Below are 13,186 nucleotides of genomic sequence, written 5' to 3'. Positions count from 1 at the left end.
GGTGGCCACGGCAGTTACGGCCGCGCCCCCCACTACGGCCGCCGCCGCCCGGCCGCCCGGCTACTACGTGCGCCAACGCCTGTGGCAAAACCGCCCCGCCGTGGCCGGGCTGGCCTTTATTGCCCTGTGCACGCTGGTGGCGCTGCTAGGCTACTGGGTACTGCCCGACAACTCGCCCAACGCCAACCACGGCTTTGTGCAGATTCAGAAGGAGCCGCCCGGCCTGCAGGTGCTGCTGCTACGCCAGCCCCTGCCCGACTCGTCGCGCACCGGCCTGGCCCCGGCTAACATTTTCAGTACCTGGCTGCGCGGCCGCGAGCCCGAAGTCCAGGAAACCCCCATCGGTGGCTACCGGTTTGCCGGCGATTCCATTGTGTTGAAACCGCTGGGCGAGCATTCGGCCGAGGCGGGCCGGCAGCGGCGGCTGGCGCTGGCGGCCGTGGTGGGCCACGCTGGCCCTGCGGCCGAATTGCAGCGCGAAGTCAAAGCCCGCCACCTCACTACGCGTACCTATGCCCTGGGCACCGACAAAGCCGGGCGCGACGAGCTGAGCCGGCTGCTGCTGGGCACGCGCATTTCGCTGGGTATCGGGCTGGTAGCGGTGCTTATTTCGGTGGTGCTGGGCATGGCCGTGGGCGCGGTGGCCGGCTACTTCGGCGGTTGGGTCGATTCCCTTTTATTGGGAGTGATGACCGTGGTGTGGAGCATTCCCGGCATCATGCTGGTCATTGCTATTTCGCTGGCGCTCGACAGCAAAGGCGTGTGGGTCAGCTTTGTAGCCGTGGGCCTGACGATGTGGGTGGACGTGGCCCGCGTGGTGCGCGGCCAGATGCTGAGCCTGCGCTCGTCCACCTTCGTTGAGGCCGGGCGGGTGCTGGGCCTACCCACGTCGCGCCTCATTGCGCGGCACCTGCTGCCCAATATGCGCGGCCCGCTCATTGTGCTGGCCACCAGTAACTTCGCTTCGGCTATTCTGCTTGAGGCGGGCCTGAGCTTCCTGGGCCTGGGGGTGCAGCCGCCCGCGCCCAGCTGGGGCCTGATGGTGAAGGAAGGCTACGATTTGCTGGGAACTGAGGCCGGCGTGTGGCTCACGCTGCTGCCCGGCGCGGCCATTTCGTTGCTTGTGCTCAGCTTCAACCTGCTCGGCAACGGCCTGCGCGATGCCTACGACCCCAAAACGCCCGTTGCGGTGTGAATTTCTGGTTTCTGATACTTAACCAGCAGCGAGAAACCAGCAACCGGAAACCAACTGCGTAACCGCTGTAATTTTGTGGTCCCGCGTTCGGATTTCCGGCGCATTGCTTACCTTGCCGTATGCCTGCTGTCGCTCCCAATTCTTCCCCCGAACCACCGGCTGACTCCGCCGCCCAACTCGCCACGCACGATGAGCAGCTCAAGCAGCTGCGTCGCCAGCTGCAACTCAAACAGTTCGAGTTGGATACGGTACTGGGCGTGGCCTACGACATGACGGCCCGCGACCACTCTGTGGATGAGCTGTACCACATGCTGCGCCTCACTCTGCAGGGCCAGCGCAACGTGGTGCAGCTGGTGCTGTTTGCCCGCGAGGACGACCATTTTCGCGCCCGCCTAGCACTGGGCTGCGACTTGGCCATGGCCGAAAAGCTGACGCTCTCACCCGCCTTGCTCGGCGGCGAAGTAAAAGAGCCGCAAGCCGTGGAAGACCTGCTACTGGGGCCGGCCTGGGAAAAATACGAGTTGGTGCTGCCCATTCTGCGGCAGCGCCAGGTGGTGGCCTACGTATTCGTAGGGGGCCTGCGCACCGACTTCGACCGTCAGCAACTCATTCCCTTCCTCACCTCGCTGGCCAATACGCTGATGGGGGCCGTGGAAAACCGCCGCCTGCAGGCCCAGCGCGTGGCCGATGCCGCCGTGCGCAAGGAAATCGAGATTGCCCAGGAGGTGCAGGCCATGCTCTTCCCGCGCCAGCTGCCCAACGATGCCGACCTGGCCATTGAGCGCAGCTATGTGCCGCACACCGAAATCGGGGGCGATTATTACGACGTAGTCGAAATCGACGTCGACCGCCTGCTGCTGTGCGTGGCCGACGTGAGCGGCAAGGGCGTGCCCGCGTCGCTGCTCATGTCGAACTTCCAGGCCGGGCTGCGCACGCTGCTGCGCCAGGGCGTGCCGCTGGCTACCATCGTGCCCGAGCTCAACCACTTGCTGTTTCGGAATTCGGGCGGCGAGAAATTTATTACGGCCTTTCTGGGCATTTATAACCGCCGCACCCGCCGCCTGCAATTCGTGAATGCCGGCCACAACGACCCCCTGCTGCTGGCCGACAACGGCACCGTGACCACGCTCAAGGATGGCACCGTGATGCTGGGCATTATGGAGGAACTGCCGCTGATGCGGGTGGGCGAAATCGAAATCCCGCACCAATCGCTGCTGCTGCTCTACACCGATGGCCTCACCGAAGTGTTCGACGCCGACGGCAACGAGTTTGGCGAAGAGGGCGTGCTGGCCGTGCTGCACCGCAGCCGCTACCTGCCGCTGCCCAGGCTGCACCAGGAAATGCTGCGCAGCATCGACGCCTACAGCTCGCGCGGCTCGCACTTCGCCGATGACGTGACCATACTGAGCTGCCGGTTTAAGTAGTCATCGATGGTGCCCACCCTCCTGATAGCCGAAATCAGCCAGCGGCTGACCACGGCCTTCGACCAACTCAACGGCTGGTTTGCGGCCCCGGCCCCTTTGCGGTGCTACCATCCGGCCAAAGGCGGCTGGACCATCGACGAGATTCTCGAGCACGTTGCGCTCACCAATCATTTCCTACTCATTCTCATCGAGAAAGGGGCCACCAAGGCGCTCAAAAATGCCCACGAACTGGACCTGGCCACTGAACTGGCCATCCGGCAGTCGGCCCGCGTTCGCCTCGATGAGATTAGCCAGCCGGGAGCCTTCACTTGGATGCGGCCCGACCACATGGCACCGCATGGCCTGAAATCGGGTCCGGAAGTAGCCGCCACGCTCCGGCAGCAACTGCAGCAGTGCAAGGAGGTGCTGGGCCGCCTGCCCAATGGCGAAGGTGTACTCTACCACACGACCATGTCGGTAAACGACCTGGGCAAGATGGACGTGTATGACTTTGTTTACTTCCTTGCCAAGCACGTCGAGCGGCATCTGGGCCAAATCGGACAGGTGGTGGCCGAGTACCGTTTGTAAGGTCAGGCTGATGTCGTGTTGGTCGGGTCGGTGGCCTCATCCAGCCACGACTGCGCCCGCACCAACAGTGCCAGGCAGATAAAAAATATCGGCCCAATCTTGTCTACCTCAATCAGCTCATTCAGCGTGAGATGGAAGATGATGACCACCAGCGACAGCGACGCGGCCAGCACCACGCGGCGCACCTCGGGCCGCGAGCGGGAGCGGTGGTAGAGGCTTTCGGCCAGCAGCAGCGACGTGGCAATCAGGACAACGAACAGCAGAAAGCCCGGAATCCCCTGCTCGGCCAACTGGAGCAGGAAGTAGTTGTGCGTGGTCGATTTTTCGGGGTTGTCGCTCACGTAGGTGCGGAAGCTCTTCACCGTATAGCGCTTGTATTCGGGGTAGAAGGTGGCCGCGCCGCTGCCGGTGATGGGCTTATCGCCAATCATGCGGGCGGCGGCCACCCAGCGGTACACGCGCTCCATGCCCGACACATCCTGCAGCTTGTAGGTGGCTTCGAGGTGCTTTTCGAAATTCTGGCCGTTGAACACCGTGCGCTCGTAATTGGGCGCAAATTCCATGTACCGGTCGCCGGTTGCTACGTACGTCACGCCCAGCGTCACGGCTACGGCCACGGCCAGCAGCACCACCCGCGTGAGGCGCAGGCGCATCACCAGATAAAACAGCCCCGCGATGGGCAGCGACAGGATGGACGCCCGGGTGTAGGACGTGAGCAGGCCAAATAGCACAATGCCCAGCCCCACGCGCCACGCCAGCCGTGCGCCGCCCCGGCTCGTGGCCTGAATGGCAAACCAGGCAAACGGCACCAGCAGCGCCAGCATGGCCGCGTAAATAACGTGGTTGCGGAAAAACGGGTGCAGCGCCCAGTTAATTTCGGCAAAGCTGAAGCCCCTGGTAGCATGGCGGCTGGCCACGTACAGCACGCTCAGGGCGGCTCCGGCCACGTATACGGCCGCGAAACGCCAGGTGTCGTTGGGCCGCCGCACTATCAGCAGCGTGCCCAGCAGGAAGGGCACAATGTACCACACCTTGGCCAGTAGGTACTTAAAGGATTTCAGCGTATCAACCGAAAACAGGAGGTCGACGGCTGTCCACAGCAGCATCAGGGCCAGAATTACCAGCAGCGGGTTTATCAGCTCGCGGCGCGGGATGTGGCCCACGCCCAGCATCAGAGCCCCCAGCACGCAGGCCGTGAGCACCAGCATCAGCGGCTCGGAGGGCACGTCCATGCTCAGCCCGCCAAACAGGCTGATTTCCTGCGAAAAAGGCAGCACGAAAAACAGCAGGTAGTACAGCCAGCGCCATTCCACCAGGGCCACCAGCAGGCCCACGGCCAGTAGCGCCGGTAGGAACAGGGCCGGCATCTGGGCTAAGGCCGCCGCCGCGCCGCCGGCCAGCAGCAGGCCCACAAACCCCATAAACAGGAGCTGGGGCGTATCGAAGGACCGCCAGCGCTGGTCCGGCCGCTCGTTCACGGGCGGGTTCACGCCGGGCGCACGGCCCCGGGCCGGTTGTAGCGGTACAGCTCCAGCAGCGCGATGAACACCACCGAAAGCGCGAAGGTGAGCAGCACGGAACCCAGCACGATGAGCGAGCGCACGGGCTTAAATTTCTTGGTGGCCGGGTAGGCCTTCTGCACCAGGTACACGCTCGAAAGCCGGCCCTTGATGCTAAGCTCGGCCGTTTCGTAAGCGCTACGGGCCGCGATGAGGCGGGTCTGCAAATCAGTCACGCGGGTTGTGAACATGGCCAGCGAGTCGGTGCCTGCCACGTAGCTTTCCAGGTTGATGAGGTTGCCGCCATCGGCGCGGGTCAGGCCCCGCAGGCTGCGCCTAAGGCCGGCTACGTCGCCGCCGCTGGCTTCGGCCTTGCGCAGGGCGGCCTCGGTTTCGATGAGCTGCTTCGCCAGGTAGCGGCCCTGCATTTCGAGGCCAAAAATGCCGTAGCGGCGGCGGGCCCCCACCAGCTCGCGGCGGCTGCGCTCGAAGCTGGTGCTCAGGTACTCGTAGCGCTGGCCGTAGAGCGCGAGCACGGTGCGGCGGTTTTCCAGCGTCAGCTGCTGGTTTACCGAGTCGATGGCCCGCACCATGGCGTTGGCCACGGCCGCGGCCAGCTGCTTGTCTTTGTCAATAAAGGTGAGCTCGATGGCGTCGCGCTCGTTGTGCACAATGCTCAGGTTGCTGCTGAACTCGCTCAGCACGTAGTTATCGGCGGCATCGGTGCCCGGCGCGCCGGCATGGTAGTGTTTGTAGAGGTCGAACTTCTTGATTACCACGTCGGCGACCGGCTGCGACTCACCGATGGTGATGACGCGGTCCAGGTCTTCGGCCCGGCCACCCAGCTCCAGCCTGCTGCCCATCTCTTTGTCCTGGTCCAGCAGGCGGTCGGGGTCGGCTGTTTGCGGGTTGGTCGGGATGAAAACGGCGGTGGAGCGGTACTGGTTGGGCAGCAGCAAGGCCACCACCACACTCACCACGGCGGCCAGCGCCACGGCACCGGCCACAAAATATTTCCAGCGGTTGATAATGGGCCCCAGGCCCACCAGCGAGAAAGAGGGTGCAGACATACAGAAAGGAAAACCGCCGGCTCTGCCTGCAAAAATTAGTTGGGCATAAAGCGGGAAAGCGGCGGGCAAAGATAGCCGGAAAATAGCCCTTCGGACCTAATAGTGCGGCTGCCCCGGCGCGGTGCGTAGCTTTGCAGGCCGTGCGCCGCGCCCCGGGACACATTTTCAAAATCTAGCCCTCCCTTCCGCATCAAACGGTTTTTTGGCAATATCAGCTTCGTCGTCCTGCTCAACCTGCTGGTGAAACCCGGCTGGGTGGTGGTCGAAAACCTGGTGCAGGACCGGCTCGGGCACGCCACGTTTGGCCTCATCACGGCGCTCTCGGCGCTCACGCTGGTGGTGGCCGCCCTCTCCGATTTGGGCCTGACACCCTACTCCGTGCAGCGCGTAGCGGCCGAGCCGGGCTTTATGGCCGAAACCTTCCCCACGCTGCTGCCCCTGCGCGGGGCGCTCAACTTCGTGGCCCTGGCCGCCATGCTGGTGGTGGGCTGGGGGCTGGGCTACCGCGGCCCCGAGCTGGGCCTGCTGGCGGCCGTGGGCGCGGCGCTGCTGCTGGCCCAGTACGGGCAGTTTTTGCGCGGCACCCTCCAGGCTCACCAAAAATTCAATACCGACGCCGTCCTCTCGGTGGTCGAAAAATTTCTGCTGCTCGGGGCCGTGCTGGTGCTGCTGCCGGTGGGCCTCACGCTGCCGCGCTACGTAGGCGCGCGGCTGGGCGCGGCGGCCTTCACCACGGCGCTGCTCTACGGGCTGATGACGCGGTTTTTCGGCCGCGTGAAGTACCGTTGGAAAGGCCCCGTGGCCCGCACCGCCCTGCGCGCCAGCCTGCCCTTCGCCCTCATGACGCTGCTCTATGGCGTGAACGAGCGCATCGACATGGTGATGCTCGAACGCCTGGCCTCGCCCACCGAGGCGGGCTACTACGCCGGCGCCTACCGCTGGGTCGATGCCGTGATGATGTACGCCTGGACGGTGCTGCCGCTCTTTTTTGCCAAGTTCGCCAGCGTGCCGAAGGATGCCGGGGCCCAGCGCGAGCTACTGCGCTTCGGGCAGCGCATCGTCACGCTGCCGCTGCTGTTCGTGGTGGCTTTTATCTTTTTTCGGGGCGAGGTGGTGTTCTGGCAGTTCAAGCACAGCAGCCCGGCCGAAATAGCCCGTATGACACTGTGTTTGAAAATATTATTCGTCAACGTGCTGGTTCACAGTTTTTTCGCAATCTATAGCACCCTGCTCACCAGCACCACCCACGAGCGGGCCGTGAGCTGGCTGGTGGCCCTCAGCATCGCCCTCAACATTGGTCTGAACCTGGTTTTTCTGCCCAAATTCGGGGCCATCGCGGCTTCCGTCGATACCCTGATTTGCGCCGCTGCCGTATCGGTGGGCTACCTGGTGCTGGTAGCGCGGCGCACCGGCGTGGGCGTGCCCGGCCGCCTGCTGGCCCGGCTGCTGCTGTGCTTCGGGCTGCTGTGCGGGGCCTGGGCCGGCCTGCAATACGGTTTGTTCCTAAGCTGGTGGCTGGAGGCGGGCATCATGGCCGTGGTGTTCGGGCTGCTTGTGCTGGGCACGGGGCTGGTGCGCCGCAACGAAATCAGCCAGCTGCTGCCGGGGAGGGGAGTTAAGAGTTAAAAGTTAGGAGTTAAGAGTTGAAGTTGGAAGAGCAATATCCTCATCTATAGATGATTAGAGCGGTTTTCAGGTTCGTGTACACGTAGCGCGAACTTTGTAGTTCGCGCTACTGCCTGCTAGCCTCATAAGCTGTATACAAATCCGAAAACTGCTCTAACCACCAACTCTTAACTCCTAACCTTTAACTCTTAACTCAACCCCCGTGCACATCGCCGTAAATACCCGCTTTCTGCTGCCCGGCGACCACCTCGAAGGCATCGGCCGCTTCACCTACGAGACGCTGCTGCGCCTCGTGGCGCAGCATCCGGAGGTCACGTTTCACTTCCTGTTCGACCGCGCTTTCGACCCGCGCTACCTGTTTGGGCCCAATGTGGTGCCGCACGTATTGCAGCCGCCGGCCCGGCATCCGTTGCTGTACGTGGCGTGGTTTGAGGGCGCGGTGGCGGCGTGGCTGGCCCGGTACCGGCCGGCCGCCTTCCTCAGCCCCGACGGTTTCACGACGCTGAACACAAGCGTGCCCCGCGTCACGGTCATCCACGACCTGGCGTTCGAGCATTTTCCGCTCGATGTGGGCTTGCTGCAACGCAAGTATTACCACTTTTTTTCGCCGCGCTTCGCCCGCGCCTCGGCGCAGATTGTAGCCGTATCGGAAGCCACCAAGGCCGACATCGTGCAGACCTACGGCACCGCGCCCGAAAAAATCAGTGTGGCCTACAACGCACCCGCCGATTTATTTCAGCCCCAGTCAGAGCAAACCCAGCGGGAAATCCGCCGAAAATTCAGCCACGGGCAGCCTTATTTTCTGTTCGTGGGGGCCTTGCAGCCGCGCAAAAACCTGGGCAATCTGTTGCGGGCCTTCGACCAGCTTAAAGCCACCGGCGGCGCGGCCGTGGCCGATGCCCAGCTCCTCATCGTGGGCCGTAAGGCCTGGAAAGCCGGCCCCATCCTGGCTGCTTATGAGCAGATGCGCCACCAGTCGGCGGTGCATTTTACGGGCCGCGTGGCCGATGCCGAGCTGGCCGTTCTCTACGCGGCGGCCCGGGCTACGGTTTATGTTCCTTATTTTGAGGGTTTTGGAATCCCTATTGTGGAGGCTCAGGCCAGCGGCTGCCCGGTGCTCACGTCGGGCGTCAGCTCGATGCCGGAGGTGGCGGGGGCGGGCGGGGCCTTGCTGGTGGACCCGCGCGATGTAGACAGCATTGCCGCCGGGCTGGCCCGGCTGTGGAACGACGCGGACCTGCGCCGGCAGCTGGTAGCCCGGGGCCGCGAGAATCTGAGCCGGTTTTCGTGGGCGCAAAGTGCCGAAGTGCTGTGGCAGGCAATAGGCAAGGCCATCAGCCGGCCGTAGGGCCGGCCGCGGCGCGCCATGCGTTATGTAGCGCCACCCGGCCGTACTTTTGCCGGTAGTTATGGCCCGTTTGCACCCCTACAATTTCGTCCACGTTCTCCTGCCGCAGCTGGCGTGGCGCCGTCCTTTATCGGTGCGCCGCGAGTTGAGCGACCCTTACCTGGCCAAGGAGCTGCTGCATTACGTGTGGGATAAAGCGGCCGAAAACGTGGCCCCCATCGACCGCGTGCCGCCCAAAGGCCTGCGCCTGAGCTGGCACGAAGTGGCTGGCCGCGTCACGGCCCTGTTCCATATGCCCGCGCCCCAGGCCACCATGGAGGCCCATTTTTCGGCCCTGGTGTACGAAGAGGACGACGAGCCCGCCGAAACCGAAGCCGAGGAAACGCGCCCCCGCTACTTTACCCTCGAAGCCACGCTGGGCCTGAGCGGCCCCGCCGGCACACCCACCACAGTGAGCGAGTGGGCCGGCGACGTGCACCGCCACCTGGGCCGGGGCCCCGCCGGCGGCCGCTCCAACACGGCCGATGCCTTCCTCGAAGCACTGGCCACCGTGCTCGGCCCGCTGCCCGATACCCGCGTGCCCTTCATGCGCATCGCTCGTTCCTGATGGCTGCCTCGTCGTCAGCCAGGCTCGAAGCGGCTGTGCTCACGCGTCCGCCCCGGCTGCTGCACGCCCTGCTGCCCGGCTGCGAGTGGACCGGCCCGGCCACCACGCCCGCCGACGCGCCGGTCGTATACCTGACCTTCGACGACGGCCCCATTCCCGAAGAAACGCCCTGGGTGCTGGAGCAGCTGGCGATATTCAATGCCAAAGCCACCTTTTTCTGCGTGGGCGAAAACCTGGTGCGCTACCCCGAAATTGCCCGCGCCGCCCTGGCTGCCGGCCACCGTTTCGGCAACCATACCCACCAGCACCGCAGCGCCTGGGCCACCGCCCGCCCGGCTTATCTAGCCGATATTGCTGTTTGTCAGACCCACATTGATAAGCTGGTGCAAAGTTTCCCGGAAAAACCGCTCACCGCTCCCCACTCCCCACTCCCCGGTTCCCACTCTCCAATCCCCACTTTCCGCTCCCCATTCCCCGCTTCCCGCTCCTCGCTTCCGCTGTTCCGCCCGCCCTACGGCCGCCTGACCTGGCCGCTGCTGCCCACGCTGCGTCGTGATTTCAGGGTTGTCATGTGGTCGGTGCTCACGCGGGATTACGACCCCGGCCTGAGTCCGGAAAGCTGCCTGCGCTTTGCCCTGGAGGCCATTCGGGCCGGCGATGTGGTGGTGTTTCACGACAGCCGCAAGGCCAGCGCCCGGCTGCGCTTCGTGCTGCCCCGCGTGCTGACCCATCTGGCCGGGCAGGGCTTTCAATTCGCCACGCTGTGAGCTGGCTGCTGCTGAATTTTCTGCTGCTTTACCTGGGGCTTTGGCTCCTGGGTATGGCGTTCACGGCGTGGCGCTTCGCCAGTCGGCGCGGGGCCAAGGCGGCCGAAAACCTGCCCGGGCTGCTGCCCCGCGTGAGCATCCTCATCGCCGCCCGCGACGAGGAAGCAGCCCTGCCGCGCTGCCTGGCCAGCCTGCGGGCGCTGCACTACCCGGCCGAGTTGCTCGAAATCCTCGTTGGCGACGATGGCAGCACCGACCATACCGCCGCCGTGGCTGCTGCTGCCATGCAGGGTTTCGCGGGCCAGTTCCGGCTGGTTCCCATCACCGAAAACCTGGGCCAGGCGCGGGGCAAAGCCAACGTGCTGGCTCACCTGACCCGGCTGGCCACCACCGACTTCTTCTTCATCACCGATGCCGACATCAGCCTCCCCAAAACCTGGATAGCCGGCCTGCTGGCGCACGCTGCCCCGGGTGTGGGCACGGTCACGGGCATCACGACCGTGCGCGGGCCACGCTTATTCGACCAATTGCAGGGCATCGACTGGCTGCTCTCGCTAAGCATGGTGCAGGTGGTAAGCGACCTGGGCCGCCCCGTCACGGCCATGGGCAACAACATGCTGGTAACCCGTGCCGCCTACGAAGCCACCGGCGGCTACGAGGCACTGCCCTTTTCCGTGACCGAAGATTTTGCCCTGTTTCAGGCCGTGCTGGCGGCGGGGTTCGGCTTCCGGCAGGTGTTTCAGGCCGATATCCGTGCCGATTCACTGCCGATGCCTACATGGGTGGCGCTGCTGCGGCAGCGCAAGCGCTGGCTGCGCGGGGTGGCCGGGCTGCCGCTGCGCCTGCGGCTGGAGCTGTTGTTTTTCAGCGGCTTCTGGCCGGCGCTGGCGGGCGTGGCGGCGCTGTCCGGGCCGGCGGTGGCACTTGGGTTGTGGGGTGCTAAAGTGCTGGTGCAGGGGGTATTGGCGGCGAATGCGCATCGCCGGGCCGGGCTGCGGCTGCGCTGGTGGCTGCTGCCGTTGTTCGAGCTGTACACGCTGGGGATAACGGCAGCCATTCTGGTATTCCAGCTGAGTGGTGGGAAGGTGGTGTGGAAGGGGAGGAGCTATGAGTAAATGTTAGACTCCTGAATCTACAACGAAGTAGGGTGCGGGGCAAGCCCCGCACCCTACTTCTCCACCACCACCAGCGCGATATTTACCAGGTCGGTAGCCTCATTGGGCCGCATTTCGGGGGAAGGGTTGATGCCCACTTTATTGGGGTCGAACTGGCCCTGCTGGGCCAAGATACGCTGCGTTTCCATCAGCTTGGCCCGGCTGAAGTCTTCGCCCGAGCGCAGTGGAATTAGCCTGAGTAGCGCGGCCGTGGGCGTATTGGTGTTGCCCGTGATGGTGATATGGCCAAGCTGAGCTTTGCGGCCTTCGGATATGTTGAAGGCCAAGTCGGTGGTGCCGTCGGGCTGGCGGGTGGCTTTGGGCGTTGCCGAGAAAAACAGGTAGCCGTGGTCCATGTAGCGCGAGGTAATATCGCCGCCTTTGGGGTCGAAGCTCAGGCGGCGAACCACGGTGGCGGAATCGTAGGCATCGCCGGATTTGAGGCCCAGTGCCTGGCTCAGCTCGGCCGCCGACAGGTAGGTGTTGCCCTGCCAGCTGATGCGGCCAATGCGGCCCGCTGCGGGCGCAACGGATGAATTAGCCGGAGTACCGGCCGGAGCCGCTGGTTCCGTAGCCGGTGAGCCGACGCAGGCCGTGGCCGCCCAGGTGAAGGCGAATACGGGCACAATGAGCAGAAAACGAAGCTTTTTCATGGGAGAGGAAGTTGGTTGAGTGAGCATCTGAATTCGGAGAAAAATTTGTTTGTGGGCGAAGGCATGGACCAAGGCAAAGGGCAGCTGCTGCGCCGCCAGCTTTATCAGCAGCTCGCCGTAGCGGGTGGGGTCGTACCCGGCAGGGTCGTACCCGGCAAGACTGGCCTGGGTGCGGGCCACGGCGGCATCAGCCAGATACTCGTGCACCACTTTCAGCTGCCGGCCGAGGTAGGGCACGGCGGCATTGAACCAGAAAACCACGCCCAGCGCCTCCACCAACAATAAATCAAGCGTGTGGCGCTGCCGTACGTGCACCTGCTCGTGTAGCAGGAGCTGCTCGCGCTCGGCCGGGCTCAGCGCCTCGTGCAGCGGCGACAGAAAGACGTAGCGCCCGAAGGAAAACGCCGGCAGGCCAGGCGTGGGCAGGTGCACAATGGCGAAGGTGCCCGCATCGGTCTGCGGGTTTTGCCGGGCCAGCTGGCGCAGCGCCCGCACGTTGCGCACCGCCATTGCCAGCTTATAAAGCGCCTCCAGCGCATAAATACTCACGGCTCCGACGAGAAATAGCGCCACCCAATCCGGCCCGCTGGCCGTGGGTGCGGCTGCCGCGTGGGCCAGCGGCGCATTCAGTTGCCAGCCGAGGCGGAGCGGCAGCCCGGCCATGGCCGGCGCGGCTGCCGGGTTGGCCAGCCAGGCCGCCAGCCCTGGAAAGGCCACCAGCGGAATCACCACGCTCACGGCCAGCGCGCCCAGCAGATACGCCCGGTTCCAGGCAAAATAGGTGAGGCCGGCCAGCAGCAGGCGGTAGGCCAGGGCAAATATGGCCAGGCAAAAGCTGGCTTCGGCCAGGTAGAGGAGGAGGCTAGTGAGCATCGCCGTCGGGCTTGGAAGAGTTTTCGGAATCGTGGAGCAGGTCGAGCAGCTGCTGCTTTTCGCGCTGGCTCAGGGTTTCCTCCACCATGAAGGACACCAGCGCCGTGGGCGAATTGTCGAAATACTGCGCCAGCATGCGCTTCAGGCTGGAAGCTCGGTACTCCATCTTGCTGATGAGCGGGAAGTACTCATACGTCTTGCCATAGGCCTTGAAGCCCACGTAACCCTTGCGCTCCAGAATGCGCACCACCGACGAAATGGTGTTGTAGGGCGGCTTAGGGTCGTCGGGCAAATGGTCGATAACGTCCTTGATGAATGCCTTCTTCAGCTTCCACAGCGCCTGCATGATGCGCTCTTCGGTTTTGGTTAATTCTTCCATGTGTCAAATGTATAACGGATAAAT

General features: G+C 64.1%; 12 protein-coding genes. 8 read left to right on the top strand and 4 right to left on the bottom strand.

Features of this window, described 5'->3' with window-relative positions; all coding sequences use genetic code 11:
* The first annotated feature begins 1 nt into the window (after window position 1).
* The 3 genes from KQ659_RS13915 (at window position 2) to KQ659_RS13905 (ending at window position 3,186) form a co-directional block, all read left to right on the top strand.
* Complete coding sequence (locus KQ659_RS13915; protein WP_226915512.1) at window positions 2-1,195, top strand: ABC transporter permease; 1,194 nt, start codon at window positions 2-4, stop codon at window positions 1,193-1,195.
* Window positions 1,196-1,314: 119 nt separating this feature from the next.
* Window positions 1,315-2,619 carry a PP2C family protein-serine/threonine phosphatase gene (locus KQ659_RS13910; RefSeq protein ID WP_216680502.1) on the top strand — a complete coding sequence of 435 codons (1,305 nt, stop codon included), beginning with the start codon at window positions 1,315-1,317 and terminating at the stop codon, window positions 2,617-2,619.
* 6 nt (window positions 2,620-2,625) lie between these two features.
* Window positions 2,626-3,186, top strand: coding sequence for a DinB family protein (locus KQ659_RS13905; RefSeq protein WP_216680503.1), 561 nt, complete (start codon window positions 2,626-2,628; stop codon window positions 3,184-3,186).
* A 2-nt stretch (window positions 3,187-3,188) separates the two neighbouring features.
* Here the strand turns inward: KQ659_RS13905 and KQ659_RS21860 are convergent, their stop codons facing one another.
* Window positions 3,189-4,676: an O-antigen ligase family protein gene (locus KQ659_RS21860; RefSeq protein WP_216688383.1), complete on the bottom strand. Its 1,488-nt coding sequence runs from the start codon at window positions 4,674-4,676 to the stop codon at window positions 3,189-3,191.
* Window positions 4,673-5,755 carry a GumC domain-containing protein gene (locus KQ659_RS13895; protein WP_216680505.1) on the bottom strand — a complete coding sequence of 361 codons (1,083 nt, stop codon included), beginning with the start codon at window positions 5,753-5,755 and terminating at the stop codon, window positions 4,673-4,675. Before KQ659_RS13895 ends, KQ659_RS21860 begins: the two co-directional genes overlap by 4 nt.
* 189 nt (window positions 5,756-5,944) lie before the next feature.
* On the opposite strand from KQ659_RS13895, the gene KQ659_RS21855 reads away from it, so the two are divergent.
* The 5 genes from KQ659_RS21855 to KQ659_RS13870 all read left to right on the top strand — a co-directional run bounded on the left by KQ659_RS21855 (window position 5,945) and on the right by KQ659_RS13870 (window position 11,218).
* The gene (locus KQ659_RS21855) at window positions 5,945-7,381 is read left to right on the top strand and encodes an oligosaccharide flippase family protein (protein WP_226930125.1); all 1,437 of its coding nucleotides are present in this window, start codon (window positions 5,945-5,947) and stop codon (window positions 7,379-7,381) included.
* 202 nt (window positions 7,382-7,583) lie between these two features.
* Window positions 7,584-8,729, top strand: coding sequence for a glycosyltransferase family 4 protein (locus tag KQ659_RS13885; RefSeq protein WP_216680507.1), 1,146 nt, complete (start codon window positions 7,584-7,586; stop codon window positions 8,727-8,729).
* A 61-nt stretch (window positions 8,730-8,790) separates the two neighbouring features.
* On the top strand, window positions 8,791-9,336 hold the full coding sequence (locus tag KQ659_RS13880; protein WP_216680508.1) for a hypothetical protein: 546 nt from the start codon (window positions 8,791-8,793) through the stop codon (window positions 9,334-9,336).
* Window positions 9,336-10,103 carry a polysaccharide deacetylase family protein gene (locus KQ659_RS13875; RefSeq protein ID WP_216680509.1) on the top strand — a complete coding sequence of 256 codons (768 nt, stop codon included), beginning with the start codon at window positions 9,336-9,338 and terminating at the stop codon, window positions 10,101-10,103. Before KQ659_RS13880 ends, KQ659_RS13875 begins: the two co-directional genes overlap by 1 nt.
* Window positions 10,100-11,218, top strand: a complete 1,119-nt coding sequence (locus KQ659_RS13870; protein ID WP_216680510.1) for a glycosyltransferase — start codon at window positions 10,100-10,102, stop codon at window positions 11,216-11,218. Before KQ659_RS13875 ends, KQ659_RS13870 begins: the two co-directional genes overlap by 4 nt.
* A 53-nt stretch (window positions 11,219-11,271) precedes the next feature.
* Here the strand turns inward: KQ659_RS13870 and KQ659_RS13865 are convergent, their stop codons facing one another.
* Both KQ659_RS13865 and KQ659_RS13860 read right to left on the bottom strand, forming a co-directional pair.
* Window positions 11,272-12,783: a M56 family metallopeptidase gene (locus KQ659_RS13865; protein WP_216680511.1), complete on the bottom strand. Its 1,512-nt coding sequence runs from the start codon at window positions 12,781-12,783 to the stop codon at window positions 11,272-11,274.
* A complete protein-coding gene (locus KQ659_RS13860; RefSeq protein WP_216680512.1) occupies window positions 12,773-13,162 on the bottom strand; it encodes a BlaI/MecI/CopY family transcriptional regulator in 390 nt (129 codons plus the stop codon). Before KQ659_RS13860 ends, KQ659_RS13865 begins: the two co-directional genes overlap by 11 nt.
* Window positions 13,163-13,186: the final 24 nt, after the last annotated feature.

This window comes from Hymenobacter siberiensis (assembly GCF_018967865.2).
GTDB classification, from domain to species: Bacteria; Bacteroidota; Bacteroidia; order Cytophagales; family Hymenobacteraceae; genus Hymenobacter; species Hymenobacter siberiensis.
The sequence above is the reverse complement of the archived record's forward strand: the minus strand, read 5'-3'. Positions and strand labels throughout refer to the sequence as shown.

Coding starts and splice junctions, on each gene's coding strand:
- KQ659_RS13910 (WP_216680502.1), top strand. CDS start 1,315: ATGCCTGCTGTCGCTCCCAATTCTTCCCCCGAACCACCGGCTGACTCC.
- KQ659_RS13905 (WP_216680503.1), top strand. CDS start 2,626: ATGGTGCCCACCCTCCTGATAGCCGAAATCAGCCAGCGGCTGACCACG.
- KQ659_RS13895 (WP_216680505.1), bottom strand. CDS start 5,755: ATGTCTGCACCCTCTTTCTCGCTGGTGGGCCTGGGGCCCATTATCAAC.
- KQ659_RS13880 (WP_216680508.1), top strand. CDS start 8,791: ATGGCCCGTTTGCACCCCTACAATTTCGTCCACGTTCTCCTGCCGCAG.
- KQ659_RS13875 (WP_216680509.1), top strand. CDS start 9,336: ATGGCTGCCTCGTCGTCAGCCAGGCTCGAAGCGGCTGTGCTCACGCGT.
- KQ659_RS13865 (WP_216680511.1), bottom strand. CDS start 12,783: ATGCTCACTAGCCTCCTCCTCTACCTGGCCGAAGCCAGCTTTTGCCTG.
- KQ659_RS13860 (WP_216680512.1), bottom strand. CDS start 13,162: ATGGAAGAATTAACCAAAACCGAAGAGCGCATCATGCAGGCGCTGTGG.